Source organism: Arthrobacter sp. ISL-5, from assembly GCF_018613835.1.
GTDB lineage: Bacteria > Actinomycetota > Actinomycetes > Actinomycetales > Micrococcaceae > Arthrobacter.
In genome coordinates this window covers 80,273-104,753 of sequence record NZ_JAGGPM010000002.1, presented here as the reverse complement: position 1 = coordinate 104,753, position 24,481 = coordinate 80,273, and the positions used below count along the sequence as shown (strand labels likewise).

General features: G+C 63.7%; 31 protein-coding genes and 1 pseudogene. 16 read left to right on the top strand and 16 right to left on the bottom strand.

Annotated elements, in window-relative coordinates; translation table 11 throughout:
* Positions 1-3: 3 nt before the first annotated feature.
* Together J7I89_RS01305 and J7I89_RS01300 are read left to right on the top strand one after the other, a co-directional pair.
* Complete coding sequence (locus J7I89_RS01305; RefSeq protein WP_214966624.1) at positions 4-801, top strand: ArsR family transcriptional regulator; 798 nt, start codon at positions 4-6, stop codon at positions 799-801.
* Between the two features lie 2 nt (positions 802-803).
* Positions 804-1,196 (top strand): VOC family protein, encoded by a 393-nt coding sequence (locus J7I89_RS01300; protein WP_214966623.1) that lies wholly within the window; start codon positions 804-806, stop codon positions 1,194-1,196.
* 132 nt (positions 1,197-1,328) lie between these two features.
* Here the strand turns inward: J7I89_RS01300 and J7I89_RS01295 are convergent, their stop codons facing one another.
* On the bottom strand, positions 1,329-1,682 hold the full coding sequence (locus tag J7I89_RS01295) for a hypothetical protein (protein ID WP_214966622.1): 354 nt from the start codon (positions 1,680-1,682) through the stop codon (positions 1,329-1,331).
* 644 nt (positions 1,683-2,326) lie between these two features.
* Here J7I89_RS01295 and J7I89_RS01290 point away from each other — a divergent pair.
* The gene (locus tag J7I89_RS01290) at positions 2,327-2,554 is read left to right on the top strand and encodes a hypothetical protein (RefSeq protein WP_214966621.1); all 228 of its coding nucleotides are present in this window, start codon (positions 2,327-2,329) and stop codon (positions 2,552-2,554) included.
* Positions 2,555-2,646: 92 nt separating this feature from the next.
* Here J7I89_RS01290 and J7I89_RS01285 read toward each other — a convergent pair whose 3' ends face one another.
* Positions 2,647-2,958 carry a hypothetical protein gene (locus tag J7I89_RS01285; RefSeq protein WP_214966620.1) on the bottom strand — a complete coding sequence of 104 codons (312 nt, stop codon included), beginning with the start codon at positions 2,956-2,958 and terminating at the stop codon, positions 2,647-2,649.
* A gap of 246 nt (positions 2,959-3,204) precedes the next feature.
* Here J7I89_RS01285 and J7I89_RS01280 point away from each other — a divergent pair, with 246 nt between their 5' ends.
* Positions 3,205-3,999, top strand: coding sequence for a glycoside hydrolase family 16 protein (locus J7I89_RS01280; RefSeq protein WP_214966619.1), 795 nt, complete (start codon positions 3,205-3,207; stop codon positions 3,997-3,999).
* Between the two features lie 19 nt (positions 4,000-4,018).
* Here the strand turns inward: J7I89_RS01280 and J7I89_RS01275 are convergent, their stop codons facing one another.
* From J7I89_RS01275 to J7I89_RS01260, 4 genes are all read right to left on the bottom strand, one after another.
* Entirely contained in the window at positions 4,019-4,408 is a 390-nt protein-coding gene (locus J7I89_RS01275; RefSeq protein WP_214966618.1) for a hypothetical protein, read from the bottom strand.
* Between the two features lie 33 nt (positions 4,409-4,441).
* A complete protein-coding gene (locus J7I89_RS01270) occupies positions 4,442-4,822 on the bottom strand; it encodes a VOC family protein (protein WP_214966617.1) in 381 nt (126 codons plus the stop codon).
* 53 nt (positions 4,823-4,875) lie between these two features.
* A complete protein-coding gene (locus tag J7I89_RS01265; protein ID WP_214966616.1) occupies positions 4,876-5,562 on the bottom strand; it encodes a hypothetical protein in 687 nt (228 codons plus the stop codon).
* 119 nt (positions 5,563-5,681) lie between these two features.
* Positions 5,682-6,659: a LacI family DNA-binding transcriptional regulator gene (locus J7I89_RS01260; protein ID WP_308159774.1), complete on the bottom strand. Its 978-nt coding sequence runs from the start codon at positions 6,657-6,659 to the stop codon at positions 5,682-5,684.
* Positions 6,660-6,822: 163 nt separating this feature from the next.
* Here J7I89_RS01260 and J7I89_RS01255 point away from each other — a divergent pair.
* The 3 genes and pseudogenes from J7I89_RS01255 to J7I89_RS01245 all read left to right on the top strand — a co-directional run bounded on the left by J7I89_RS01255 (position 6,823) and on the right by J7I89_RS01245 (position 10,337).
* Positions 6,823-8,272: pseudogene (locus J7I89_RS01255) on the top strand (sugar porter family MFS transporter).
* A gap of 108 nt (positions 8,273-8,380) precedes the next feature.
* Entirely contained in the window at positions 8,381-8,704 is a 324-nt protein-coding gene (locus J7I89_RS01250; protein ID WP_214966614.1) for a hypothetical protein, read from the top strand.
* A gap of 1,240 nt (positions 8,705-9,944) precedes the next feature.
* Positions 9,945-10,337: a DUF6221 family protein gene (locus J7I89_RS01245; RefSeq protein ID WP_214966613.1), complete on the top strand. Its 393-nt coding sequence runs from the start codon at positions 9,945-9,947 to the stop codon at positions 10,335-10,337.
* 71 nt (positions 10,338-10,408) lie between these two features.
* On the opposite strand, the gene J7I89_RS01240 is transcribed toward J7I89_RS01245, so the two are convergent.
* Both J7I89_RS01240 and J7I89_RS25875 read right to left on the bottom strand, forming a co-directional pair.
* On the bottom strand, positions 10,409-10,876 hold the full coding sequence (locus tag J7I89_RS01240; RefSeq protein WP_214966612.1) for a carboxymuconolactone decarboxylase family protein: 468 nt from the start codon (positions 10,874-10,876) through the stop codon (positions 10,409-10,411).
* Between the two features lie 134 nt (positions 10,877-11,010).
* Entirely contained in the window at positions 11,011-11,541 is a 531-nt protein-coding gene (locus J7I89_RS25875; RefSeq protein WP_214966611.1) for a TetR-like C-terminal domain-containing protein, read from the bottom strand.
* A gap of 170 nt (positions 11,542-11,711) precedes the next feature.
* Here J7I89_RS25875 and J7I89_RS01230 point away from each other — a divergent pair, with 170 nt between their 5' ends.
* Complete coding sequence (locus J7I89_RS01230) at positions 11,712-12,002, top strand: antibiotic biosynthesis monooxygenase (RefSeq protein WP_214966610.1); 291 nt, start codon at positions 11,712-11,714, stop codon at positions 12,000-12,002.
* A 31-nt stretch (positions 12,003-12,033) separates the two neighbouring features.
* Here J7I89_RS01230 and J7I89_RS01225 read toward each other — a convergent pair whose 3' ends face one another.
* The gene (locus tag J7I89_RS01225; RefSeq protein ID WP_251044757.1) at positions 12,034-12,444 is read right to left on the bottom strand and encodes a GNAT family N-acetyltransferase; all 411 of its coding nucleotides are present in this window, start codon (positions 12,442-12,444) and stop codon (positions 12,034-12,036) included.
* 57 nt (positions 12,445-12,501) lie between these two features.
* Between J7I89_RS01225 and J7I89_RS01220 the strand changes: the two genes are divergently transcribed.
* Entirely contained in the window at positions 12,502-12,930 is a 429-nt protein-coding gene (locus J7I89_RS01220) for a GNAT family N-acetyltransferase (protein WP_251044756.1), read from the top strand.
* Between the two features lie 20 nt (positions 12,931-12,950).
* Here the strand turns inward: J7I89_RS01220 and J7I89_RS01215 are convergent, their stop codons facing one another.
* Positions 12,951-13,406, bottom strand: a complete 456-nt coding sequence (locus tag J7I89_RS01215; protein WP_214966608.1) for an iron chaperone — start codon at positions 13,404-13,406, stop codon at positions 12,951-12,953.
* A 141-nt stretch (positions 13,407-13,547) separates the two neighbouring features.
* Here J7I89_RS01215 and J7I89_RS01210 point away from each other — a divergent pair, with 141 nt between their 5' ends.
* A complete protein-coding gene (locus tag J7I89_RS01210) occupies positions 13,548-14,057 on the top strand; it encodes a DinB family protein (protein WP_214966607.1) in 510 nt (169 codons plus the stop codon).
* 49 nt (positions 14,058-14,106) lie between these two features.
* On the opposite strand, the gene J7I89_RS01205 is transcribed toward J7I89_RS01210, so the two are convergent.
* Positions 14,107-14,937: an oxidoreductase gene (locus tag J7I89_RS01205; protein WP_214966606.1), complete on the bottom strand. Its 831-nt coding sequence runs from the start codon at positions 14,935-14,937 to the stop codon at positions 14,107-14,109.
* 25 nt (positions 14,938-14,962) lie between these two features.
* A complete protein-coding gene (locus tag J7I89_RS01200; RefSeq protein WP_214966605.1) occupies positions 14,963-16,000 on the bottom strand; it encodes a zinc-dependent alcohol dehydrogenase family protein in 1,038 nt (345 codons plus the stop codon).
* 171 nt (positions 16,001-16,171) lie between these two features.
* Here J7I89_RS01200 and J7I89_RS01195 point away from each other — a divergent pair, with 171 nt between their 5' ends.
* Together J7I89_RS01195 and J7I89_RS01190 are read left to right on the top strand one after the other, a co-directional pair.
* Positions 16,172-16,999 (top strand): SDR family oxidoreductase, encoded by an 828-nt coding sequence (locus tag J7I89_RS01195; protein WP_214966604.1) that lies wholly within the window; start codon positions 16,172-16,174, stop codon positions 16,997-16,999.
* Positions 17,000-17,072: 73 nt separating this feature from the next.
* Positions 17,073-17,990, top strand: a complete 918-nt coding sequence (locus J7I89_RS01190; protein ID WP_308159773.1) for a LysR family transcriptional regulator substrate-binding protein — start codon at positions 17,073-17,075, stop codon at positions 17,988-17,990.
* 73 nt (positions 17,991-18,063) lie between these two features.
* Here the strand turns inward: J7I89_RS01190 and J7I89_RS01185 are convergent, their stop codons facing one another.
* The 3 genes from J7I89_RS01185 to J7I89_RS01175 all read right to left on the bottom strand — a co-directional run bounded on the left by J7I89_RS01185 (position 18,064) and on the right by J7I89_RS01175 (position 20,856).
* On the bottom strand, positions 18,064-18,468 hold the full coding sequence (locus J7I89_RS01185) for a hypothetical protein (protein WP_214966602.1): 405 nt from the start codon (positions 18,466-18,468) through the stop codon (positions 18,064-18,066).
* 195 nt (positions 18,469-18,663) lie between these two features.
* On the bottom strand, positions 18,664-20,193 hold the full coding sequence (locus tag J7I89_RS01180; protein ID WP_214966601.1) for an FAD-dependent oxidoreductase: 1,530 nt from the start codon (positions 20,191-20,193) through the stop codon (positions 18,664-18,666).
* A 189-nt stretch (positions 20,194-20,382) separates the two neighbouring features.
* Entirely contained in the window at positions 20,383-20,856 is a 474-nt protein-coding gene (locus tag J7I89_RS01175) for a DUF4383 domain-containing protein (RefSeq protein ID WP_214966600.1), read from the bottom strand.
* A gap of 273 nt (positions 20,857-21,129) precedes the next feature.
* Between J7I89_RS01175 and J7I89_RS01170 the strand changes: the two genes are divergently transcribed.
* The 4 genes from J7I89_RS01170 (at position 21,130) to J7I89_RS01155 (ending at position 23,558) form a co-directional block, all read left to right on the top strand.
* Entirely contained in the window at positions 21,130-21,279 is a 150-nt protein-coding gene (locus J7I89_RS01170) for a hypothetical protein (RefSeq protein ID WP_214966599.1), read from the top strand.
* Positions 21,280-21,366: 87 nt separating this feature from the next.
* Complete coding sequence (locus J7I89_RS01165; RefSeq protein ID WP_214966598.1) at positions 21,367-22,614, top strand: NYN domain-containing protein; 1,248 nt, start codon at positions 21,367-21,369, stop codon at positions 22,612-22,614.
* Between the two features lie 187 nt (positions 22,615-22,801).
* Positions 22,802-23,179 (top strand): RidA family protein, encoded by a 378-nt coding sequence (locus J7I89_RS01160; protein WP_214966597.1) that lies wholly within the window; start codon positions 22,802-22,804, stop codon positions 23,177-23,179.
* Between the two features lie 58 nt (positions 23,180-23,237).
* Positions 23,238-23,558: a hypothetical protein gene (locus tag J7I89_RS01155; RefSeq protein WP_214966596.1), complete on the top strand. Its 321-nt coding sequence runs from the start codon at positions 23,238-23,240 to the stop codon at positions 23,556-23,558.
* A 24-nt stretch (positions 23,559-23,582) separates the two neighbouring features.
* Here J7I89_RS01155 and J7I89_RS01150 read toward each other — a convergent pair whose 3' ends face one another.
* A complete protein-coding gene (locus J7I89_RS01150) occupies positions 23,583-24,449 on the bottom strand; it encodes a GPP34 family phosphoprotein (protein ID WP_214966595.1) in 867 nt (288 codons plus the stop codon).
* Between the last annotated feature and the right edge of the window lie 32 nt (positions 24,450-24,481).

Below are 24,481 nucleotides of genomic sequence, written 5' to 3'. Positions count from 1 at the left end.
GGCGTGAGCTACACCACATCTCCGGATGCGCAGGATGCGGCCCCGGGGTTCCTGCGCCTGGCTGGGCACCCCGTCCGGTGGCAGCTGCTGGGCGAGCTGGCACGCAGTGATCGGCAGGTCCGCGAGCTGACGGCGCTGGTGGGCCAGAGGCAGAGCCTGACGTCCTATCATCTCGGCCAGCTGCGCGCGGCCGGGCTGGTGACCATGCGGCGCAGCTCGGATGACGGACGGGACACCTACTGCAGCCTCAACCTGGCTTTGTATCGCGAACGGCTTGCAGACGCAGGTGCGGCGCTTCACCCCGGCCTGCGGCTGGTCCCGGCTGCGCTGACACCGCCGGCCGGCGGTCCTGGCCGGTCACCCGTCCGGGTGCTGTTCCTGTGCACGGGCAACAGCGCCCGGTCCCAGATGGCCGAGGCGATCCTGGAGCGCGTGGGCGGCCCTGGGATCGAAGCCGCCAGCGCCGGCAGCCACCCCAAAGACCTGCACCCCGACGCCGTACGCGTGATGCGTGAGCGTGGCATTGACATTGGCGGCGCCCGTTCCAAGAACCTCGGTGAGTTTGCCGAGCAGCGGTTCGACTATGTGGTCAGCCTTTGTGACCGCGTACGGGAAGTATGCCCGGACTTCCCTGGGCCTCCTGCGATGGTGCACTGGAGCATGGCCGATCCGGCGGCCGAAGCCGCAGCAGGCCAAGAGAGTTACCCGGCGTTCGTCCGCACCGCGGACGAACTGAATACACGGATCCAGTTCCTGCTTTACCTCATCGAGTACTCCCAATCGAGTTCGGAAAGGAGCTAGAAATGCCCAACGACCTAACGGACATGGTCAGCGTCCGATACATGGTGGACGACGTCGACGCGGCAATCGACTTCTACACAAAGCACCTCGGATTCACCCTCAGGATGAGCGCCGCACCGGCGTTCGCCGACGTCGCACGCGGTCAGTTGCGGCTCCTGCTGAGCGGGCCGACCAGCTCGGCAGGCCGGCCAATGCCGGACGGCACGGTGCCGGCACCGGGGGGATGGAACCGCATCCACCTCATCGTGGGCGATATCGCGGCCGAGGTGGACCGGCTGCGTGACGCTGGCCTCACGTTCCGAAACGACATTGTCAAGGGTCCAGGCGGTCAGCAGATCCTGCTGGAAGATCCGTCCGGCAACGTGGTCGAGTTGTTCCAGCCCGCCGGCGGGTAGGCAGGCATCATTCGCCTGACACGGGGCGGCTCCCTTCCCGGCCTGGTGGGCACGTCGGGAAGGGAGCCGTTTGGGCGTTGCGCGCTGTGCCCGCTGGGCTGGCACGGTCCGTGCGCGCCATTCTTGGTTAGGTCAGGCGGCCGCGGTCACCTCTGCCGGCTGTGCGCCTTCGGGTTGGACGGGCCTTTTGAGTCGCCGCCGGATGAGTTCGGCAACGAGGGTCACCGCGAGATTCGGGGCCAGGGCAATGAGTCCGGAGTCCCAGTTGCCGATCGGGATTTCCGCAAAGGTGATCACGGCGACGGTGACCGTTCCGGTGATGATGCCGGCCATTGCCGGGACGGCCCCGAGCTTGACCTTGCTGGCCAGGGCGGCGGCAATGGCAGGGGCGAGCTGGGTGGTCCCGCCGTAGGTGAGCAGCAGCAGCGCGCCGATGTCCGATTTGGCCAGCCCGAAGAGCAGGGCCAAGCCGACGGCGATGACCACGACGAGGTGGTTCAGGCGGAAGCGGACCTTGGGGTTTTTGAACGTCAGCAGGTTCCTGGCGAACGTCCCAACTCCCGACGCCGATATCCACGCCTATACGCCGCCACCACACAGACCCCGGCGCATCACCGGTGCCACCGATCACTTGAGAGAGGGCTTGACTGCCCGGCTCTCCCCGGAGTGAGCGTCACACCGGCGCTTGCCAACGTTCCTCTGCTGCAACGGCGTCGGGGCGACCCCGCAGTCCGGTGAGCTTCCCGCTGTGGGCAGGTGCGGATGCTCTATGAGGTGAGCCCCCGGAATGACATACTTTGGGCACCGGAGGGTCGTAGGTCACCGACTGATCCTTGTTCAGACTGGATCGCATGGAGGTTGGCGTGGAGCACTCTAGTCGAGGGCGACACTTCTTGGTCGGAGCAATGGCTTGCACGACATTCGTCCTCAGCGGTTGCAGCTCTTCCGAACCCCAAGTCGGCGACACAGGGTCCTCGGCACCCCAGATTGGCGAAACGGGAACCTCCGCAGGCGAAGTTGGCGATACGGGAACCTGGAAGCTACTCAACTCCGCTGAGGTCACTCCGGATTCCACCACCCTCCGGTTGGCGGTAACGCGACTGGGGTGTGCGGGTGGGGTAACCGGGACCGTGCTTGATCCCCACGTGCAGGTCGAGGAGGAGCGGATCGTGATCCGGACCGACGTCGAACCCTTGCCGCCGGGGGCGTACAACTGCCAAGGGAACAACAGCGTGCCCGTGACGGTCGATTTGAAGGAAGCGGTCGGGAAGCGCGAGCTTGTCGATGCAGCATGTCTGGAAGGGCACACCGTCACCTTGGCCAGGTGCACGAACAACGGCGTGCGCTGGCGCCCGTGACCTCAGCCGCATCTGGCCGCTCTGCCCATTCCCGTTTCCTTTGCCACCACGTCGCCTCGTCCTCCTCTGCTTGGCATGGGGCGCACCATCGATTACGCGGCCCTATTGAACCCGAAGTTGTACCAGTCAGAGCAGCGCTGTTCGGCTTCGCTCATGTCGGTGATGAGGTCATCGAATTTTTGCTTCGTGACGGGGTACTCAAGAGGGAGTCCGTCACTAATTTTCCCAGCCTTCGCCACGATTTGCTGGAGCAGGCCGTGGACGTCGACGTTGGGCCAGAAGGACAACCCACCGACAAGCTCCTCCTGAATCATGTACATGTCATCCAGGAGCTGTTCACCGCCGATTTCGTCGGACAGGTAGCCGTCCGGGGTTTCCATGTCGAAAGGGGTCCCCGTGTACATGGAATCCAAAATCACCGCTAGTCGACGGAGCTCCGCGATGCACCGACGGCGCGCGACCAGCCTTCTAACAGCCACCGGCATGATCATGGTGTCTCTTTCGCTAGCCCCAAATGAGAGATCGAAGCCGACATGGCGGTCAGCGATCGATTTCCGCAGTCTACGCTGAACGGTGTGCCTGACAGCCGGACCCACGATCCGGTGACAACACCCGGACGGAGGAGGAAAATACAGGGCAGAGGAGAGCTCATGCTGTTGACGCGAAAGCTGCACGCGGCAGCCATTGCCGCAGCAGTTTTGACCCTGGCCGTCGGAAACCTCACGGGACGCCCAACCGAGCCCGCGCGGATTCCCGCGCTGCACCCGGAACTCGCTGTGAACGCGGCCCCCGACGGCCTGCAGGCCGCAGCCCTGCAGGGATGGGGCCCGGTGGTGGCAGGCGACGAGTTTTCCTACACCGGGGCGCCCAACCCCCGAAAATGGAAGGTTTACGACGGCCCCGGCCACGCGGGCAAAGGAATCCGCAGCCCGAAGGCGTGGATGGTGGCCAACGGGGTGGCCACTGTTAGCGGGAATGCTTACGGCACCACGGGCGGGATGTCGGCAAAATTCGCCCAGCAAAAATACGGCCGATGGGAAGTGCGGATGAGAACCAGTGTGCGGGACCCGAAATACCACCCCGTCCTGCTCCTGTGGCCCAACAACAACACCTCCCCGAACTGCGCTGAAGTCGACTACGCCGAATCGCTCACGGACACCACCCTGATCAAGTTCAACCTGCACTACGCCTGCCCCGGACGAGGCAGCTACCAGTCCCAGGCGGCACGCAAAATCGACACCACCCAATGGCACAACTACGCCGTGCAGTGGAACGCGGCCAGCATCACCGGATACATCGATGGCGCCGTGTGGTTCACCGACACCAACCGGGCACACCTGCCGACGGTCGGAATGCACCAAACCCTCCAACTCGACTGGTTCCCCACCGGCAAACCCACCAAACCAAGTTGGATGCAGACCGACTGGGTCCGCGTATACCGGTGACCGTTCGTGGCAGAAAAGGCTAGCCGCGGGCAAAACGGGCGAAGCCAGCGTGAAGGTCACGGACAATAACGGATCCGGTGCCGAGAAGCTGCGCCTTCGCTCGAAGTTGCGCCACGAGGTCCTCCGTTGGGCGGCCGAATATTTCGATTGTTCTTAGCTTGATGAGCGGTGCCACCGGCGGGAACTTGGGGCCCGCCACCTTCATATGGAACTCCAACGAGGCCGCGTCAGGATGAAGATGGAGGACGCTCATGAGTGATCCGTCCTCTGAGAAATAGACGCAGTAGGAGATGATCCTCGGCTCATTCTGCGCAACGAAGGCAGCGAGTTCTGCCATGGCTGCCTTGAGCTCCCCAAGTTTGCCGGCACGGACCTCGGAGGTATCAAGGTAAGCGATGAAGTCACCCATGGCTGGCGTTCCCCCTGTATGTCCGTCATCGGGTCATTCTTGATCTTCGACGTCTTGGACGGATCGGGACAGCAGGCAGAACTCGTTGCCCTCGGGATCACCCAGTACCACCCAACTGACGTCCGGGCCCTGGCCCACGTTTCTGCGCCGCGCGCCGAGGGCGAGCAGGCGCTCGAGCTCCTCGGCGGTGGACACGCCGTCAGCCCGCAGGTCGAAATGCAGCCGGTTCTTGACGGTCTTGCCCTCGGGCACCGCGACCACATCGATGGACGGCCAGGTCCCATCCTGCGGCGCGATGCTGATGACATCAGTATCCTCTTCGACAACGTGCCAGCCGAGGACGGCGCACCAGAAGTCGGCCACCACCCGTGGCCGGATCGCGTCGATGGCAATGGCAGCTAGTTGGCTGGGCATGGCACCACGATAGCCCAGGAGGTATAGCTACTAGGGGCCGTTCTCCCCGCTCACTATTTTCTTACATCCTGGACGGTGTCGACGATCTCCGCCGGTGAAGTGAGGACCGCGAGATGGTGGCTCTCGAGCCGGCGGACCGACCAGCCGGCCTGCTCGGCTTGATCGGCAAAGGCGTCGTACGCGCTGCTGAGCCTGACGTATGAGCACACCCCGAGTTCGTCCTCATTCATGTCGGGGAGCACTTCGGTGAGCAGGCTGAGAGGCAATCGCGGGCAGGTGTCGACCACGAGTTTGCGCAGCTGTTCATCGGGCAGCATCACTCGAAGTTGCCCCGGGGGCCACCAGGAGGTCCATCGCGGCAGCCAACCCCCGACGGTCATCCCGCGCAACTGCTCGGCTGCAGGGACGGGCAGCACGTCAAGCGCCGACTGTCGGGGATGCGGCAGTCCGGCATCCACAAAGAGGCTGGCAGCCACCGCCACATTCTGCTGCGCAAGGCGATGGGCAATCAGCGGAAGAAGGGGCCCGGCGCCGCTGTGCGCGACCAGGGCAACAGGTCCCTGCCTGACAGCCGCAGCCACCAGCTCAGCTTGCAGCTGGGCATGATTGCCGACTCCGCTCAGAGCTGGAGTCAGGTCGGGAATGTTGGCTTCCTGGCCTCGCTGCCGCAATTCCGCTGCAACCGGATTCCAGATGACCGGACCGACGAGCGGACTGTGAACCAGGAGCCACGTGACCATAGCGGCCATTCTATTGCGGGCCTGTCCCTGCGAACCTATGAACGAGGAACACGTTTCTCTCGGCTCCGTTGGTCTCGGAACTCCGCCCTAAACCTATTCCTTGCTCTCAGCGGGAACGGTTAGGGGCGTGCTGTGGAGTTTCGGACGATGAGACGCGGCTCGGTGCAGCGGTCCACAACTGGCGTGTCCGGGGTGGCGAGGCGATTGAGGGCAGCTGCTCCAGCGCCCCGGCCGAGTTCGCGCGCCTGCATGTCCACAGACGTCAGATCGATCCCGTGGAGTTGGGCGATCCTGGAATTGTCGTAGCCAACAATGGACAGATCCTCCGGTACAGAGAGGCCCGCGGCGTAGCCTGCTTCGCGGAGGCCAAGCGCCATTTCGTCATTGTGCGCAAATACCGCAGTTGGCCGGTCCGTTCCGTTCAGCAGGACGGTTGCAGCGCGTTCTGCCGCCTGCTGGGTGTAGTCGTCTGCGATCACAACCTCGGGAGCGAGTCCGGCATTTTCCATGGTGGCTATATATGAACGACGACGTCCCTCGTGTCCCTCGTACTGCGTAGCGGTGACGTGGGCGATCCGTGTATGCCCGAGTCCGAGCAGGTGCTGCGTTGCAGCCCGTGCGCCCGCCCAGTCATCTGAATAGACACTGTCAACGCCGGCGACCCGGCGGGTGACATTAACGATGGGCACCGAGGCTGCCAACTCCCGCACTCGGGCATCGCTGTCAAGCAAAGTCGCGGCGATGATGATGCCTACCCGAGCCTCGATGAGGGAATCGACGGATCCGCGATCTATCTCGCCTGTGGATTGCGAAACGCTGAGGATGAGCCGGTTCCGGGCCTCACCCACCGCCTCCCGCACACCTTGGAAGATGTCCGCGTAAACCTCGTTCCGGAGGTCCAGGAGGAAGAGCCCGATGGCAGACGCTCGCTTGCTTGCCAGGTCTGCGGCGGCCGCATTGTGCCGGTATCCCAACTGTTTAGCGGCATCGAGGATGGTTTGCCTCATATCGGCGCTAACGCCGGGTGCGCCACGAAACGCGAACGAGACGAGGGTCCGGGAAACACCTACCGCCCGCGCAACATCCTCCTGGGTCACAGGCCGAGGGCGGCCAGGGAAGGCAGCGCGATTCACCTTCCCATCCTTGCATGAACACGAGTTAAACAATTTGTCAGTTTGACCTTACATTTACGTCTTTCGCGCGTTAGTATTGCTGAGATGCGGATCACATCGTCCGCGAAACCCTGACAAAGGAGTCCCGATGGCTACTGCCCATGTGCAAAGCGGAACGTCTAGACCGGCCCCGCTCCCGCCTTTGACCGACGGCCCGCACCGCAAACGTCTTGGCATGGTTGCCCTGGTTGCCACGTTCGGCGGTCTGCTGTTCGGCTATGACACAGGCGTTATCAACGGCGCGCTGCGGCCGATGACCGAAGAACTCGGCCTGACCGCTCTCACCGAGGGAGTCGTTACCAGCTCCCTGCTCTTCGGCGCCGCAGCCGGCGCCGCGGGAGGCGGCCGCCTTTCCGATACCTGGGGGCGTCGAAAGACGATCATCCTCCTGGCCGTCCTGTTCCTCGCGGGCGCCCTGACCTGCGTGTTCGCACCGAACTTCGAGGTCATGGTCATCGGCCGCGTCATCCTCGGCCTCGCCGTCGGCGGCGCCTCCTCGGTGGTCCCGGTGTACCTCGCCGAGCTCGCCCCCTACGAGATCCGCGGATCGCTCGCGGGCCGCAACGAGCTAATGATCGTCATCGGCCAGCTCGCGGCGTTCGTCGTCAACGCGATCATCGGCAACATCTGGGGCGAAAACCCCGGGGTATGGCGCATCATGCTCGCCGTCGCCGCACTGCCCGCCATCGCCCTATTCCTCGGCATGCTCCGGATGCCAGAGTCCCCGCGCTGGCTCATCTCCCAGCACCGCACCCAGGAAGCCCTGGATGTTCTCTCCACAATCCGCTCGCCTGAGCGTGCCGCCGCGGAAATGGCCGACGTCAAGCACCTCACCGAAGAGGAAGAGCAGATGAACCTCTCCGGCTGGGGGCGCACTGAAGAACAAGTGGATCCTGCGCATCCTCCTCGTCGGGATCGGCCTGGGCGTCGCCCAGCAGCTCACCGGCATCAACTCGATCATGTACTACGGCCAGTCCGTGCTCATCGAGGCGGGTTTCGACTCAGGCACAGCGCTTATCGCCAACATCGCCCCCGGCGTCATCGCCGTCGTCGGCGGAGTCATCGGGCTCTCCCTGATGCAGCGCATCAACCGCCGCACCACCCTCATTACCGGCTTTATTCTGACCACGATCTGCCACTTCCTCATCGGCATTGCCTCGATCGCCCTGCCGGTCGGCGACCCGGCACGGCCGTTCGTGATCCTCTTCCTGGTCGTTGCCTTCGTGGGCTCGATGCAGACGTTCCTCAACGTCGCTGTGTGGGTGATGCTCTCGGAGATCTTCCCGCTGCACATCCGCGGCTTCGCGATCGGTATCTCCATCTTCTGCCTGTGGATCGCCAATGCCTTCCTCGGCCTGTTCTTCCCGTCGCTGGTGGCGGCGGTCGGCATCACGGGGACCTTCTTCCTGTTCGGCGTCGTCGGCATCCTGGCGCTGATCTTCATCTATTCCCAGGTCCCCGAAACCCGGGGCCGGACCCTCGAGGCGCTTGAGGAAGACGTCACAACCGGCGCCATCTACATCGTCCACAAAAAATAAGCCAGACGTTCTTGCCGAGCCCAGCTGACCGTCACACGGAATCCGCCAGCGACACCGTGTGGCGGTCAGCAGGGGTCCCGGAAGGTCAACCGCAGTAAGGAGCAAGCAATGACGTTGCAATCCCGGCCTCTCGAGACCGCCCGCCCTCGGAACTGGGCAAGCGCCGATCACCGGTCCTCCACAGTCAAGGGCCGCAACCACAAAGCAGTTCCTGAGTATGAGAAACCTCGGGTGGAAACAGGGGTGGCACGTCTATGGCGGAAGCTGAACAGTGGTGACCGGGTCGAAGTGGTCCGTAAGGAGAAATACAGCAAGAGAGGGACAGTCGACATACGGACCTGTGATGGCAACACCGTGTGGATAATCCTGGATCATGGCATGGGCCGGATCGCCGTAACCGAAGGGGACCCGGTAGCGCTGGTCGCCCTCTAAGACTTAGCCGTTGTGAGTCCTGGCTCTTTGCCGTAATTGGAATACAGCAAATGCTCCTACAGAGGCTAGAACCGCGAAGCTCACCAGCACGACAGTTCCCACCGTCCCGCCGGTGGCCCCTACGCCGGCCAGGCACAGCGCAGCAGTGTAAATCAAAACGACGACGACGCCATTCGACAGGGACGGGTGACTCGCCAAAAGGAATCCAATCCTCGTTCTCTGCAGGCGGGTAGATCTGTGCTGGGGCGGCCTCGCGTAACTGCGCAGACTCCTATTCCATCTACGCCAGAGCACACCCAGTCCGACAAGCGTGAGCAGCGCGACGACGATTAGTGCTATTCCCCCGCCGCTCCGGAACATCAGGTCAGTAATACCGATGCAGGACATGACCGCCGTGAAGATGACAATGATACGGAGGGCTCGTTTGGCAGCCTCGCCTCCAAACAGACGCCAGTCGGGGATTCTCTGGTTCGACATGTTGGCTCCCCCGGTTGCTCAGGATTGCGAGGTGCTTACTTGCTCATCATCACAGCACGAATCCGTTGATCTGGCGATACCGCGCCCGGCCATTTCAGCTAAAGGCCACATGCACGGGCTTGAACCTGAAGGGTCCACCGCACTCGGGTCCGAACGGGTACTCCCCGGTTGATTCAGTTTCAATTGGTAAATCCTGGGCTATGCGGCCACCAGAAGCGGCTACCGCCTCCACGTAAATCGAGGTGACACTAACGGGTGGGTTCAGGTATGGCCGGGCCTGCGGGACCTGCCATTTTCCCTCTGGGTTTCTGGCCACCTGCTCAGGAGTGCATCCATCCCCAAAGCAAGCCACTACTGACTCCGGCGGGGTGGAAAAGGCCAGCTCCACATCACCCACATATGCCCAACCCATAGCTGGACATACCCGGTCTACTTCGGGCATGCGGCCGAGAACGGCAGCAAATACCAACCCGCTGGCAACCGCGCCGAGCGCAAAGAGGAGCCTGCCCCGCCGCTTCATGATGCGAGCTTAACCCGTCATTCGCACCCATGGTTAGGCGTCTTTCGGCGACAGACGACGAGCGGTCAAATAGCCTGGGCAGCAAGCCTGTGGCCAGCCCTCCATAACGCCCGCGGGGAATGCCTCTTCCAATCGTCCCCAGTCGCAGCAACCGCACTAAACGCCCAGGCAGCGGAACGCCTGGCCCTCGCCCGCGCCTGACGGCATTGAGAAATGGTGCCCGCAGGGTGGCAGGATTAAGGGATGGACATCATCGCCTTCCTCGAAGCCCGAATCGCCGAAGACGAAGCCATCGCGCTGGCCGCATCACCCGCGCCCTGGGAATGGTTCGGTGAACCCGGGAGCGACACCGCAGCCCTCTACTCCGCCAACGAACGAACCGTCCTCGACGCCCGCGCCGACCACGCACCCGGCCACCTCGAATGCAAATCCGAGGACCGGGTCTACATCGCGCGGTTCAATCCCGGCCGCATCCTCGCTGAATGCGCCGCCAAACGACAGATGCTGGGCAACGTCCCGCTCGTCACCGATATCCCCAGCGAGGTCGGTGGCACCAGCGAATACGTCCTCATGTGCATGGCAGCCCCCTACAGAGACCACCGTGACTACCAAGACGGCTGGGCCATCGAACTCTGAGACGGCAGCGGCAGCGGCCGGGCAGTAACTGACTGAGCCGGCCTCCGGCCCGCGTCGTTATGCGCCGTGGCTTAGGGGGCGACGGTGTAGGCGCTGCTGATCGCGATGCGGTTATAGGTGTTGATCGTCATCGTCAGCCATGTCAGGGCGGACACCTGACCGGCCGTCAAATGGGTAACGGCTGATTCATACAGTCCCGTGTTGGTGTGGGAATCCTGAATGGTGGTGATGTACTCGGCCAGGGCGAGGGCCGAACGTTCCTGCTCGTCGAAGTACATGCTTTCCCGCCAAGCAGGCAGAACGCTCAGCCGCTCGGGACTCTCGCCTTTCGCCAGCGAGTCCTTGGTATGGATCCGCAGGCAGAACGCGCACCCGTTGATCTGGGAAGCACGGATCTTGACCAGTTCGATGAGAAGAGGTGACAGTCCTTCTGCGAGCGCTGTCTTATCCGCTAGCACCGCCACCGCCGTCAGTGCCCTGTAGAGCTCCGGGTGCCTGCTTCCAACGTTCGTTCGCAGGGTCTTTAATGTGGTGGTCATGGCGTGCCGTTCTCCTGGTTTGCTGATGGTGACTTAGCGCTTGTTTCTGCGCTGGTTCAACCATCCCTCCAGGGCGTTTGCCCGAACGAAAGGAATGGAACGAAATGGCACTGAACGTCCCACCGCAACGGTCGTCAAGTGTGCGCCGGAGCGCCTATTTTCCGCGCCCGGTGGCTCTCCAGATAGTCGGGGTTTGCTGCCCCGTCAATGGCGAAGTGGGTCAGATGCCGCAGAAACGCACCGTCAATGTCCTGTCCGGTTGCGATCAATCGGTGATGGATCGCCCCGTACACAGCGTCGATCACCATAACCAGGTCCACATCGTCGCGGATCTGCCCTCGGCGCTGGCCCCGGAGCAGGATTGCAAGAAATCCCTGCCGGCGCTCGCGCAGCAGCGTCTGCCGGAACTGGACCGCGAACTCCTCACTGCGGATCGCCTCGGCCAACAGGTTAGCGACTGTCGACGCCGCCCCGCCTACCTTCAGGCAGTACGTCAAAGCGACAAGGTACGCATGCAGGTCCCGGGCAACATCATCTATCGTGACGGCGTCGTACGTCAGACGGTCAACCAGGACACTGGCAGCCTTGAGAACCCGCAGCCGCAGCCCGGCCTCGTGCGAAGCAATCAATGGATGTGCGGGATCAGCCGCGCTACGCAGGGCCATACGAAGACCTGACTATCGATCGCCGGCATCGGACCGCCGCGCTGTCCATTCGGTCACTGGCTGCGCTCATCAAGGAATCTTAAGTCCTTTTGTCTCTCGGGGCTCCCGTAGTTCTGGAGCCTACACCCGGAAGGCGCGTTCCTGGCCTTCCTGTGTGGGAGACTCGTCCAGTGATTACCGAACACGCGCTATTGTCTGTCACCCCCGGTCAGGAACATGACTTCGAGCTGGCGTTTAGCGAGGCGCGGCCCATCATCGCTTCGATGGCTGGCTTCCGGGGTTTGTCGTTGTCGCGTTCGATCGAGTCGCCGAACACCTACTTGCTACTTGTTGAGTGGGAGCGGCTCGAAGACCATACAGTTGGATTCCGACAGTCCGAGCAATACGCGAATTGGCGCGCCCTACTGCACCACTTCTACGATCCCTTCCCCGTCGTGGAGCACTACCAGAACGTCCTGTAGGCGGTCGGCCCAGGCTACGGATCGGGGACGACTATCGCAGTTGGATCAGACCAGCATTGGTGGGACGGAACCCGCATGCATCGAAGTAGAAACTCTTCAGGTGATCGTCGAAGTCAACATGAAGCCACTCGCACCCCGCTCCCTTGGAGTTCTCCGTGGCAACGGCGAGGAGTCTTTTCCCGACGCCCTGTCGGCGGGCACGATGTGCCACCAAAGTGTCTTCGATAAACGCGTGCACCTGACCGTCCCAGATCACGTTTACGAAGCCGACGAGCCCCTGATCGTCGCGCGCTGTCACCCACCCCAGGCTGAGGCGCGAGAGCAGGTCAGTCCAATCGTTTTCAACGTATGCGTGATCGAAGCCCTCCGCGTGCAGCTGGTTGATTTCTCCGTTGGTAACCGTCCCGCGCCATTCAAAACTGATCATCATGCTGTACAGCATTGCAGATGCCTCGCTCGTGGCTGGCGCGGGTAATGTAGCCAGATGCCAAACCCCAGCATGACCATTAGGCTCGCCGCCACCACTGATGCGGACGACGTATGGCTTCTTGGCCAGGACTTTGTCCCGACGTTCAGGCCAGAGCGGGAAGCCTTCGACCTAACATTCCGTTCGCTGGTCGAGGCGCCCCGGACGCTCGTTCTTGTAGCCGAACAAAGTGCCGGATCCGTCGTCGGGTACCTGTTTGCCCATTGTCGCGCCACGTTTCTTGCCAACGGCCCTGTTGCCTGGGTTGAGGAGGTTATGGTGGCCGAGCGAGCGCGCCGGCAAGGCATGGGACAGGCCTTGCCGATTGAAGCCGAGTCATGGGCGGAGTCGCAAGGCGCTGCTTATGTCTCGTTGGCAAGCCGCCGGGCCGGCGATTTCTATCTCGCCCTCGCGTATGAGGACGTCGCGACCTTCTATAAGAAGCCCCTCGATTCCCACTAAGGGCACCGAGCGCGGTGTCCCTAGCTGACGGCCTTCTTCACCAGCTCCGTAATCCTTTCCTCATCGGCGGCGGTCAGCGTCGTCAGCGCGAAGGCGGTCGGCCACATGGTGCCGTCGTCGATGTTCGCCACGTCGTTGAAGCCGAACGTTGAATACCGTGTCTTGAACTTGTGCGAGCTTTGGAAGAAGCAGACCACCTTGCCGTCCTTGGCGTACGCGGGCATCCCGTACCAGGTTTTCGGCGTGAGTTCCGGGGCGCTGGCCCTGATGATGGCGTGGAGCCGCTCGGCGATGGCGCGGTCCGACTCCGGCATCTCGGCGATCTTCTCGAGCACGTCGCTTTCGCCGTCCGCCTTGGCGCCGCGCGATCCGCGGCGCGTGGCCGCCTTGAGCTCCTGCCCGCGTTCCTTCATCGCGGCCCGTTCCTCGACCGTGAATCCGTCATACGTCTTGGCAGGCTTTTCCGTGTCGTTCATAGCAGCTTCCTTTCCGCGCGGTCCGATGGGAACCACCCTACTGTCAGGGAGCGGCGCGGCGGCGGCAGACCCCGCCCCTATCCAGCGCTGCGGGTTCCATGCAAGCATGGGCCTCACCGAAAATGCACAGTGAGGGACTCGATGAAATCCAACGAACTGCTGCTGGACTCCTTCGGCCGGATCCGTGAGATCGTAGCCACCACTCTTGAAGGGGCCGACGACGAGTCCCTGGTCCGTCGGCCCGCAGGCACCGGAAACTCGATTGCGTGGCTGATCTGGCACCTCAGCCGGATAGAGGACTCTCAGGTCGCCTCCGCCGCTGGCCTGAAGCAGGTCTGGGCCTCGCAGAAATTTTCCGGCCGCTTCGACCTCCCGCTGCCCGAGCGCGACACCGGCTACGGCCATTCGACTGACCAGGTCGACTCGGTGCAGGCTCCGCCGGAGTTGCTGATCGAATACTACGAGGCCGTTCACCGGCAGACCGTGGAGTTTGTGAAAACTCTCGGCGACGAGGACTTGGACCGCATCGTCGACAGACGCTGGGACCCGCCCGTCACCCTCGGCGTGCGGCTGGTCGGCACTATTGCCGACTGCCTTCAGCATGTAGGGCAGGCCGCGTATGCCAAGGGCCTGCACCCCTCGCACGGTTAGGGGGCAGGCGAACTGCCACTGAGGTGTGGGCGGTGTCGGCGGCCGTAGCTCAGCCCTCGATGTCCGTGCTGAGGCTGAGGTCCCGCCATTGGTCCAGTTCCGTGCGCTCTGCCTGGGCGACGGCGGCAAATGCATCGTAGGCGTCTTTGCCGAGCACCATCAGCGACGGCGGGTTCGCACTTTCGACGATCGCCAGGATGGCTTCTGCGGCCTTTGCCGGGTCGCCTGGCTGGTTGCCGTGGATCGTGTCGTTCTCCTTGCGCCGTTTCCCGGCCGTCTCCGCGTAGTCCGCGAGCGCCGTCGCTGACTGGGTGAGTGAGCGGCCGGCGAAATCCGTGCGGAATGCGCCCGGCTCGACGACGGTGACGCTGATGCCGAGCGGCTGCAGTTCCTTGTGGAGGGATCCGGACAGGCCCTCCAGGGCCGCCTTTGTTGCCGAGTAGTACCCGGACCCGGCCGGTGAGATGCGCGCCCCGATAGAGGAGATGTTCAGGATGGACCCTGCCCTCTTCGCGCGCATGTCCGGGAGGACTGCTTTGATCATGTCGACGGCGCCGAAAACGTTAGTGTCGAACAAACGCCGAATGTCAGCGTCGTCCGCTTCCTCAACCGCCGCTCGGTAGCCGTAGCCGGCATTGTTGACGAGGACGTCGATGCCTCCGAAGCGCGTCCGCGCCTGCTGCACCGTCGAGCTGATCTGTGCCCGGTCGGTGACGTCGAGGGGCAGGGCCAGGGCCGTGTCGGGGAAAGCGGCGGCGATGTCCTGCACCGTGGTGGCGTTTCGTGCTGTGACGACGGCGTTGTGGCCCTGGGCGAGCACTGCTTCGGCGAGGGCCCGGCCGAGTCCGGTGGAGCATCCCGTGATGAGCCATGTGGCCATGAGGGTGTTCCTTTCGTGTTGTGCGCTACGGGCGGACGAGGACCTTGAGGGCCTCGCGGGAATCCATGGCGCGGTAGCCGTCGGGCACCTCGTCCAGGCTGATGGCACGGTCGAAGACCTTGCCGGGGTTCACGGTGCCGTCGAGGACGCCGGGCAGCAGCGTCTCGATGTAGGCACGGACGGGGGCGGGGCCGCCGGTGAGGGTGATGTTCGGGCCGAACATGCTGCCGAAGCCGATCGGCGCATCCTCGTACTGCGGCACGCCGACTCGGCTGATGACGCCGCCGGGGCGGATCACACCAAGCGCCTGGTCGTACGCCGGCCGGTGTCCTACGCACTCCAGCACCGTGTGGGTGCCGTCGCCGCCGCTGATCTCGCGGACCTTTTCGATGCCGGCCTCGCCGCGCTCGGCAACGACGTCGGTGGCGCCGTATTCGATGCCCAGATCGGTGCGGGGCTTGTGCCGGCCCATCAAGATGATCTGCTCGGCACCCAGCTGCTTGGCGGACAGCACCGCCATCAGGCCCACGGCGCCGTCACCGATGACCGTGACAGTGGTCCGCTCGTTGACGCCTGCTTTGACTGCGGCGTGGTAGCCGGTGCCGTACACGTCGGAGAGGGTCAGCAGCGACGGAAGCAGCTCCGAATCCCCACCGACCGGTGCCTTGACCAGGGTGCCGTCGGCGAACGGGACGCGGACGGCTTCGGCCTGGGCACCGCCGATGCCGCCGGAGGCCCAGAACCCGCCGTGCCGGCAGGAGGTCTGCAGGCCCTCGCGGCAGAAGTCGCAGGTCCCGTCGGACCAGGCGAACGGGGCGATGACGAAGTCGCCCTTCTTCAGGGTCGACACATCCTTGCCCGTCTCCTCGACGACGCCGATGAACTCGTGCCCCATCGGGCTGCCCTGCCGGGAAGCGGGCATGCCGTGGTACGGGTGCAGGTCGGACCCGCAGATGCACGAGTGGACGATCCGCACGAGCGCGTCGGTCGGATCCTGGATGACCGGGTCCGGCACGTTCTCCACGCGCACGTCACCGGCGCCATACATGATGGTTGCTCGCATTTGCTGCTCCTTGACTGTTGGCGGTCCCGGGGTCGGAGGTCAGGGTCCATATCCATACAACAGGAGACGGGCCCCGGATGGGAGGGGCTGTTGATACAGGTACTCCCAGTGCCTCCCGCCCATCGTTGACGGCTCCTAGGGTGGATGCATGGCTGGCAGAAGCAAATCATCATGAGCGACGTCATTGTTGTCATCGGAGCCGGATCGATCGGTCAGGCAATCGCCCGGCGCGTCAGCGCGGGCAAGAAGGTTTTGTTGGCGGACCTGAACCCGGGGAACGCCGACGCTGCGGCCGAGGTGTTGGGCAACGCCGGTTTCGAGGTCAGCACAATGACCGTCGACGTGTCCTCGCGCCAGTCCGTTCACGCCCTCGTCGACGCGGCCACGGGATTGGGCGACGTCACGGGTGTCATCCACGCCGCAGGTGTCTCGCCCAGCCAGGCCTCGCCGAAAACCATCCTGGCCGTGGACCTGTACGGGACCGCCGTGGTGCTTGAGGAATTCGGGAACGTCATTGCCCGCGGCGGCGCCGGCGTGGTCATCGCCTCGCAGTCAGGGCACCGCCTGGGTGCCCTGACTCCCGAGGAAAACACCGCTCTCGCGACGACGCCGGCCGACGAGCTGCTGGCGCTCCCCAAGCTTCAGCCCGACGAGGTCACGGACTCCCTCCACGCCTACCAGCTGGCCAAGCGCGGCAACTCGCTCCGGGTGATGGCCGAGGCCGTCCGCTGGGGCAAGCGCGGCGCGCGGATCAACACGATCAGCCCCGGCATCATTTTCACCCCGCTCGCCAAAGATGAGCTCACCGGCCCCCGGGGCGAGGGATACCGGCGCATGATCGAGTTATCTCCGGCAGGACGGGGCGGCACCCCGGACGAGGTCGGCACCGTTGGCGCTCTCATCATGGGCCCCGACGGCGCGTTCATCACCGGCAGCGACTTCCTCATGGACGGCGGCGTCACGGCGCCCTACTTCTACGGCGAACTCGCCCCGCAGTGATCGCCTAATCGCCCCGCGCAGGACCTCAGGGCGGACGACGGCGGGACCTCCCGCCGTCGACCGCTTGCGTTTGGTGCCGGTGCGGAGAATCTCAGTCCGTTTCGGGCCCCGAACAGTAAGGACAGTTCTCGTCGCATTCAACTTCCGGGCGCACGACGAGGGCTGCTATTCGCAGCGGCTTGACCGGGCCTTCAAGCATGGTGGAGGTGGGCCGCGGCGCTCCGGCACTGGTTCTCCTCTACCTGCTGTACTTCGGGCTTCCGGAGGGCGGAGTGACACTGTCTGCCTTTGCCACCGGCGTCATCTCACTGTCCTGGACTCCGTCTCAGGCATCCGGGACCGGCAGGAGGGAACGGTGGCGTTCGGGATGTTCAACAGCGGGCAATACGTGCTCTCCGGCCTCATCCCCGCCTTCCGCGCCCTTTACCCGAATATCCATGTCCGCGTCATCGGATCGAATTCCGCCCAAGTCGCCGACCTTGTTCGCGCAGGCCGCCTTGAAGCGGGCGTCGTAGCGTTGCCGATTGACGCCCGCGGGCTCACCATGGGCGATGTCCTTTGGTCCTGCGAAGCTGCCTACTTCCACACCAAACCTGCATTGACCGAACCGGTCACCATCGAAGGACTGCTGCAGCGGCCGCTGGTCCTGCCGGACTCAGGCTGGGCCCAGAACGACCCCACCAGGCGCCAGCTGAGCGAACGCGCCCAAACTGTCGGTATGCCCTTCATTCCGGACATCGAAGTTGAGACCGGGGCCGCGGCACTCGCCATCGCCGCCAGCGGCACCGCGGCAGCGGTGGCCTCCGTCCCGGTGGCGGAAGCCCTCGGCTACACCAACCGCCTCAACTACGTGAGCCTGGATCCGCCGCTCATCGAAACATTCGCCATCATCAGCCGCGATCCCGCAAGCCTCTCGCCGGCCACGCAGGCAATGATCAAACTCGCCGAAGAGCACATGCGAATGCTCCACCGGCAGTACCAGCCGACCTGACCTGACCGGCGTCGGAGTCCCCCGACGACGGCGGGAGGTCCCGCCGTCGCGCTCTTGCGCTGGGTGTGCAGCGCTACTTCCACTCGAACAGGCGGCCTTCGGACTTGCCGTCGGCCACCTGGTACTCGAACAGGACTGCGATCCCGTTGAGGCTACTCAACTCGTCTGAGGTGGTTTCGTAGAACAATGCCCCGCGCCAGGTGAGTTGACCCGGACCTGTGAAACTACCGACACCGTGGCCGGTGAAGGTTGCAGTCTGCCCGCTTGCGGTGACGACAAAACCGTTTCCGCTGCCGGCGACCGTGCCGCTGGGACGAATCGTGCCGACGTAGGTGACGTTGACGTCAACTTGGGCACCGCAGAGCGTGCCGACCTGATGGTCGGTCACTTCGGTGCGCGGACCGCGACCAACGTCTTCCAGAACCCGCGTGCTGATGGTTTGTCCGTTGAGTTCCCCGATTTGTTCTCCGAGCATCATGATCTCCTTGCCAATTGGATCTGTGCATGGACCGGAACGAATGCCACGTCAACTGGCGTGACGCTCCAATCGTAGGGCGGACACCTCTCGAGGTCGACGTCTGTTCGGTACCCGATTTCATGCTCGTCACCTGGGTGGAAGCACCCGTGTCATGTGTTGCCAGGAGCCACGGACGCGGGCACCAGCCGGCGGCGGTCAGGGCGCCGGTGCGGGCGGGAGGCTCTTGGCGGCGGGTCCCTGGATGACGGTGCCGTCGGTGGCGAACCGCGAACCGTGGCAGGGGCAGTCCCAGGTGGCGTCGGCGCTGTTGAAGCCGACGGTGCAGCCCAGGTGGGTGCAGGTGGCGGAGACGGCGTGGATCTCCCCGGCGGCGTCTTTGTAGACGGCAGTGCTTCCGCCGTTGACTTTGATGACTGCCCCCTCGCCCGGCAACAGGTCCGCCTGGCTGGGCCGGCGGCCGAGTTTGCCGGCCAGGACGGCTGCCACAGTCTTAATGTTCTCCTTCACGAACCGTCTGGCGCTGGCCGCCGGGGTGATCCGGTTGCTGTTGAACACCCGGGCCCAGGGGTTCTCCCGGCCAGTGAGGGTGTCGGTGAGAATGAGGGCGGCGGCGGTTCCGTTGGACAGGCCCCATTTTCGCAGGCCAGTAATCACGAACACGTGTTTGGCGACGGGGGACATGGGTCCCACGTAGGGCAGCCCGTCCAATGGCATGCCGTCCTGCGTTGACCAGCGGTAGGCCACTTTGTCCACGCCCAGGCGGTCGTGGGCGAAGGCGGCGAGCCTACGGTACCGCGCGGCGGTGTCGCCGGCCTCGGACACCCGGTGGCCCTCGCCGCCGGCGAGCACGTAACTCTCGCCGTTGACGCTGGCGGTCAGGATGGAGCGCATCGGGTCGTCGGCACTGATGAACGTGGCGTCCAGCGGCGGCGTGTCCACGCGCCCGGCCACGAGGTAGGAGCGGTGCGGATGGGACCGCAGGTAGAACAGGCCCTGGCCGCCCCACGGCACATTCGTGGCCACGATGATGTCCCGGGCCCGGACGGCGCCGTGCTCGGTATCGACCACACCCGGGGAGCCGTCGCGGACTCGCTGCGCACGCGTCCCCTCGAAGACGAAGCTGCCCTCACCGTTAACTGCACGGGCGAGACCCTGGAGGTATTTCACGGCATGTATTTGCGCCTGCCCGTCGAACCGGACCGCACCCTTGACCGGGAAGGGCAGCGGCACATCATGACTGAAAGTGGCGGGAAGGCCGAGGCGTGCGGCAAGGGCGGCTTCAGCGCGGACGAGTTCAAGCGAGTCAGCGGATTCGGCGTACGTGTAGTTGACGACGCGTCGGAAGTCACAGTCGATGCCCTCCTCGGCCACAACGTGCGCGACGTGGCCGATCGCGGCCTCGTTCGCCTGTCCGTAGATGCGGGCGGTGTCTGTGCCGTGGCTGCCTACGAGTTGGTTGTAGGCGAGACGGTGCAAGGAAGTGACCTTGCCTGTGGTGTGGCCGGTGACGCCGGTTCCGACACGGGCGGCCTCGATGACCGCAACGGTGTGACCGGCGCGTTTGAGCGCCAACGCGGCGGTCAGCCCGGCGATGCCGGCCCCGATGACCACCACGTCGACCTCCGTATCCCCGCTGAGGACGGGATAATCCGTGGTTCCGGCTGTGGCTAGCCAGAGGGAGACGGGTTCACCTTCTGGCCGTTCACTGTTCGATGCGGCATTCACCTCGACACCTCCGGATCACGCGGTAATACTCGGCCGAGTTCAGGCTGCATCAGGAGCCTCCGACGCCGAGGGTGGTCAGCAATACCAGCACAACGGTGGTGGCAGCGAACAGACGTAGACCGTCCCGAGAGCAGATTTCCCGCCCGGGCACGGCCGCCGTCGTCGGTTTTCCACTAACCGGGGGACGCGCTATGTGGCGCTTCCCTTCATCTTCTCCATCGCATCCCGGCCGAGCCAGAGGCCGAGACCGATCATGGCAAGGCCGAGGACCAGATGCAGCCAGTTGTCGGCAGAGTTAAGCGGGACAAAGTTGGCGCCCGCGTTCATGTCAATGACCAGGCCGTAGATCCAAAGAAGCAAATACACAATGCCGCCGCCAAGCAAGAACCAGCGGGCCATCCGGTCCGTCCGGGCCATTGCAATGCCAGCCGCGCCGAACAGCAAATGGACAATGTTGTGCAGCACGGACACCTGGAAGACACCAAGCAGCATGGCCCCGGACTCATGTCCGGCAAAGTTCATGGCGCTGTAATTGGTGGTGATTCCCGGGATGAACCCGAGGACTCCAACCAACAGGAAAACCGCACCAAGACCCAAGGCGGTGTTGTGAAGTGTCAGCCCCATAATGTGGTGGTGCTGGGCAGGGTGTGAAGCGGTAGTCATTAGTCTCCCCTTTCACGCTAATTGCCGGCTCTTCAGATGGAAAACCGGCCGCGGCAAGGAGTCGCAGGAATCCTGCCGACGCGCACATCCTACTCCTGAAAACCGCGCGTGTGCAGGGAAAACAGCGCCAGCGGATATCGAGTGTGTTCTGCGCAAAATCTTCCCAAGTCTTGACTAAACGTTGTAGCTAGCTGCCGCAAACCTTGATCGGGAAAACGGATCATTTTCCCAACAGGCAGCGAAACCAACGGACTGTGAAGCGAGGTCAACAGAATGGCAACGAAAGCAGAGAAATCGAAGTACCGCTACAGCGACTTTTACTGCTTCATGTCGCTTGCGGACTTCACCGCCTATATCTCGCGTGATGACGGCGATGGGGACGGCGGCTTTTCAATCAGCGGGACGAGCGAGCCTGCTCTCTGAAGCACGCATGGAGGAAACGAAGTCATCGTTCGGTTTCGGCCTGGCACCGCATCACATCAAGCGGAGGATTGCTGGCAGACTGAACCAATGAAAGAGGCGCACTTTCCCTCCCGGCGGCCCGGCATCCGGGCGGCCATGTTTGTCGACTTTGACAACGTTTATACGGGTCTCCAGGCTCTGGACCCACTGGCCGCGAAACGGTTCGCTGAAGACCCCAAACACTGGTCGGATGCGTTGGCGGCCGGCAGCTCTGGCGAGAACTCGCGCCGCTTCCTGATCCGAAACTGCTACCTGAACCCCGTGGTGTACTCGAAGTACCGGACTTACTGGACTCGTGCCGGCTTTCGTGTGATCGACTGTCCGTCATTGACGCAGCGAGGAAAGAGCAGCACAGACATCAACCTCGTGCTGGACGCGATGGACGCGCTGTCGGGGAGCGGCGACATTGATGAGTTCTTCATCGCCTCCGCCGACGCAGACTTCACGTCGCTCATCCAGCGTTTCCGGGCCGCCGACAAGATGACCACGGTCATCGCCGCCGGCGCTGTGGCCTTCGCTTACCGCGAGATGGCGGACAGCGTGGTGGAGTCCCACGACTTTGTCGCGATCCTCAACGGAACGACGGCGGAGCCAATCCATGCGGTGGCTTCTGTTCAGCCACAACGAGCGCAGGAGGAAACGAAGGCAAAGCCGAAGGCCAAGGCCAGGACCGTTTCCGCTGCGGTCCGGGAGGTCTGCGACTTCGTTCGCACGGCACCAGGCCCGGTTGCCGGGGCGATGGTGGCCCACCGGGCACTCACGGCGGACCCCTCCCTAAAGACGGACTGGGGCGGCTTTGGAAAATTCGGGACATGGGTGGCACAGATCAGCCAAGGCGTCGAATACACGGCTTCGCGCGGTGGCTGGGTCTGGGATACGAAGAGGTTCTCGAGTGACGACCTGCCTCCCGAAGCTGACATTGAGCCCGGAATCGAGGAACGGGTGACGAGGGTGACCGATGTGCCCGCACTCTCTGAAGCCCAGTTCCGCCAGCTGTTCCAGGCTATGGCGGCGAGGCTCCACGAGCAGCCGGTCAACCGCAGCGACCTGTCACGGCTCGTCAGGGACGACTGTGTCACCGCGGGTCAGCCCGTGTCCCGCGGTGCCGTGAACTTTGTCATCCAAGGCCTGGGCTACGTCAATTTCCAGCTCAATGAAACGGCGACAGCGGAAGGCTTGGCAGCGGCGTGGACTGAGGATGTGGAAGAGCTTTGCCGCGTGGCGCTCATGGAGTTCGACGACGCCGAGAAGGTTGCTTTGCGACGCTGGGCCAGTGGCGGCTTCCTAGACGCCTGACGGCTAAGCGGACGACGGCGGGACTTCCCGCCGTCGACCGCTTGCGTTGGGCGCCGCTCCCCTACACTGGCGCACACAGCACCGAGAGGGCGACCATGGGACCACGAGGCCTGTGCCTGCATATTGACGATGACCGGAACATTCGGAACGTGCCTAGGCTCATCCTGACAACAATGAGGAGCCCGGCATGAAAAGAAAACTCGAAGCCGCCACCGTCGGCCCATTCTCGGCCGGAATCATCAGCGACGGTATCTGCTACCTCAGTGCACAAGGCGGCCTTGACCCGATAACGGGCGCCGTCGTACCCGGCGGAATCAGGGCCGAAACCCGCCAAGCGATGGAAAACATCGCGGCCATTCTCGCCTCCGGCGGGATGACCCTCGGCGACGTCCTGACGGTCACCTGCTACCTCACCGACATAAGCGACTGGCCGGCCATGAACGAGGAATATGCCTCGCACTTCGGCGCGGACCAGATCCTTCCGGCACGAACGGCGGTTGCCGTCGCCGCATTGCCGTTAAACCTCCGCATCGAAATAGCAGCCACCGCCCGCGCACCCCGCTGAGGAGGTTATCAGGCATAAGCTACAAGCAGAACGTCCCAACAACGCAGGGGAGCTCATCATGGACACTGAAACCGCCGAAGTCATCGACCATGATGTCACCACCATCACCTGCGTATGCGGTAACACCGTCGGCCAAGACGGATTGATTCAGGCCAACTCACAAGGCATCCCCGTTTATATCGGAGGAGACACCCCTATCCCCGCAGGGCTGGCCAAATGGCCTGAGGATGAGGACCTCTACACCCTGTGTCCATCGTGCGGCCGCGTGTACCATGACACGGTCATCGAAGAGACAGGGACCGCACCCGTTGCCTTCCGGGTCGATGTCACCGCCGGCCGAATTGCAGAGGCAATCCGAGTCCACTGGCTCAACACCTAGGTCAGACGATAACCGGGTCCAGCCTCATAAGGTTGCGGCTTCCTCCTCCGCCAGTCTGATCAGACGAAGTTCGTCCTCCACGGCACGGGTCGGCCAATAGTCCCTCGCCAGCTCACTGGCCCGGGTTAGATCTGCTGCGGGGAAGAGCTTGCCGAGCAGTCCGGCCGCCTGAAGCAGGGCGATCAGCACTGTGGTCCTGGCATCAGGCGCCTGGGCACCAGGCTTGGCGGGAGCAGGCGTCGTGGCATCGGACGTCCCGGCACCAAGCGTCGCGGCATCAGACGCCCCGGCATCGGGCGCCCCGACATCAAATGCCCCGACATCAGTCCACCTCGCATCAGACACCCCGACGTCAGCCGCCCCGGTCTCGGTCGTCGCCGCATCAACCGCCCCGGCCTCGGTCGCCGTGGAATCCGGTGCCTCGAGATCGGACGGCGCACCACTGAGTGCGGCCTCGATGTTTTTCAGGAGCGCTGCCTCCGGAGCGTGGTCCCTGTGCGGGTACCGCACGGCCCGGAACCGGCCCAGGTGCTTTTCACCGACATGTTCCACGATGCCCAGCGACGCCATTCCCTCGTAAACAAGCTGCACTTCGGCGCGACTGTCCAGCACGGAGACCCACCATTTGGGAGTGCGGGGCCGGGATTTGCCACGGATGAGCTCCAGCTCGTGCTGGAAGTCCGTCTTCGGGTCGGTGCCGGTAGCCCTGACGTATTTCCCCTGCAGCCCGATCGCACCGAGCAGGTGCAGCTCGGCCAATATTGCCCCTGCCACCGTGGTCCTGAGTGCGAACACCGGCACTTCAGGTTTGCCGGTGTTGTCATTTGTGGCCAAAAGCAGGAATGCCTGGGGAAGGCTCAACTCCGCGACCTTGGGTATTTCAGCGTTCATACGAACATCGTGGCGCAGGTGGGCCACCACCA

Bases quoted from the DNA above. Each gene is read 5' to 3' on its own strand.
- J7I89_RS01300 (WP_214966623.1), top strand. From the start codon at position 804: ATGCCCAACGACCTAACGGACATGGTCAGCGTCCGATACATGGTGGAC.
- J7I89_RS01285 (WP_214966620.1), bottom strand. From the start codon at position 2,958: ATGTACACGGGGACCCCTTTCGACATGGAAACCCCGGACGGCTACCTG.
- J7I89_RS01280 (WP_214966619.1), top strand. From the start codon at position 3,205: ATGCTGTTGACGCGAAAGCTGCACGCGGCAGCCATTGCCGCAGCAGTT.
- J7I89_RS01275 (WP_214966618.1), bottom strand. From the start codon at position 4,408: ATGGGTGACTTCATCGCTTACCTTGATACCTCCGAGGTCCGTGCCGGC.
- J7I89_RS01270 (WP_214966617.1), bottom strand. From the start codon at position 4,822: ATGCCCAGCCAACTAGCTGCCATTGCCATCGACGCGATCCGGCCACGG.
- J7I89_RS01265 (WP_214966616.1), bottom strand. From the start codon at position 5,562: ATGGTCACGTGGCTCCTGGTTCACAGTCCGCTCGTCGGTCCGGTCATC.
- J7I89_RS01250 (WP_214966614.1), top strand. From the start codon at position 8,381: ATGACGTTGCAATCCCGGCCTCTCGAGACCGCCCGCCCTCGGAACTGG.
- J7I89_RS01245 (WP_214966613.1), top strand. From the start codon at position 9,945: ATGGACATCATCGCCTTCCTCGAAGCCCGAATCGCCGAAGACGAAGCC.
- J7I89_RS01240 (WP_214966612.1), bottom strand. From the start codon at position 10,876: ATGACCACCACATTAAAGACCCTGCGAACGAACGTTGGAAGCAGGCAC.
- J7I89_RS25875 (WP_214966611.1), bottom strand. From the start codon at position 11,541: ATGGCCCTGCGTAGCGCGGCTGATCCCGCACATCCATTGATTGCTTCG.
- J7I89_RS01225 (WP_251044757.1), bottom strand. From the start codon at position 12,444: ATGCTGTACAGCATGATGATCAGTTTTGAATGGCGCGGGACGGTTACC.
- J7I89_RS01220 (WP_251044756.1), top strand. From the start codon at position 12,502: ATGACCATTAGGCTCGCCGCCACCACTGATGCGGACGACGTATGGCTT.
- J7I89_RS01215 (WP_214966608.1), bottom strand. From the start codon at position 13,406: ATGAACGACACGGAAAAGCCTGCCAAGACGTATGACGGATTCACGGTC.
- J7I89_RS01210 (WP_214966607.1), top strand. From the start codon at position 13,548: ATGAAATCCAACGAACTGCTGCTGGACTCCTTCGGCCGGATCCGTGAG.
- J7I89_RS01205 (WP_214966606.1), bottom strand. From the start codon at position 14,937: ATGGCCACATGGCTCATCACGGGATGCTCCACCGGACTCGGCCGGGCC.
- J7I89_RS01200 (WP_214966605.1), bottom strand. From the start codon at position 16,000: ATGCGAGCAACCATCATGTATGGCGCCGGTGACGTGCGCGTGGAGAAC.
- J7I89_RS01195 (WP_214966604.1), top strand. From the start codon at position 16,172: ATGAGCGACGTCATTGTTGTCATCGGAGCCGGATCGATCGGTCAGGCA.
- J7I89_RS01185 (WP_214966602.1), bottom strand. From the start codon at position 18,468: ATGATGCTCGGAGAACAAATCGGGGAACTCAACGGACAAACCATCAGC.
- J7I89_RS01175 (WP_214966600.1), bottom strand. From the start codon at position 20,856: ATGACTACCGCTTCACACCCTGCCCAGCACCACCACATTATGGGGCTG.
- J7I89_RS01170 (WP_214966599.1), top strand. From the start codon at position 21,130: ATGGCAACGAAAGCAGAGAAATCGAAGTACCGCTACAGCGACTTTTAC.
- J7I89_RS01165 (WP_214966598.1), top strand. From the start codon at position 21,367: ATGAAAGAGGCGCACTTTCCCTCCCGGCGGCCCGGCATCCGGGCGGCC.
- J7I89_RS01160 (WP_214966597.1), top strand. From the start codon at position 22,802: ATGAAAAGAAAACTCGAAGCCGCCACCGTCGGCCCATTCTCGGCCGGA.
- J7I89_RS01155 (WP_214966596.1), top strand. From the start codon at position 23,238: ATGGACACTGAAACCGCCGAAGTCATCGACCATGATGTCACCACCATC.
- J7I89_RS01150 (WP_214966595.1), bottom strand. From the start codon at position 24,449: ATGAACGCTGAAATACCCAAGGTCGCGGAGTTGAGCCTTCCCCAGGCA.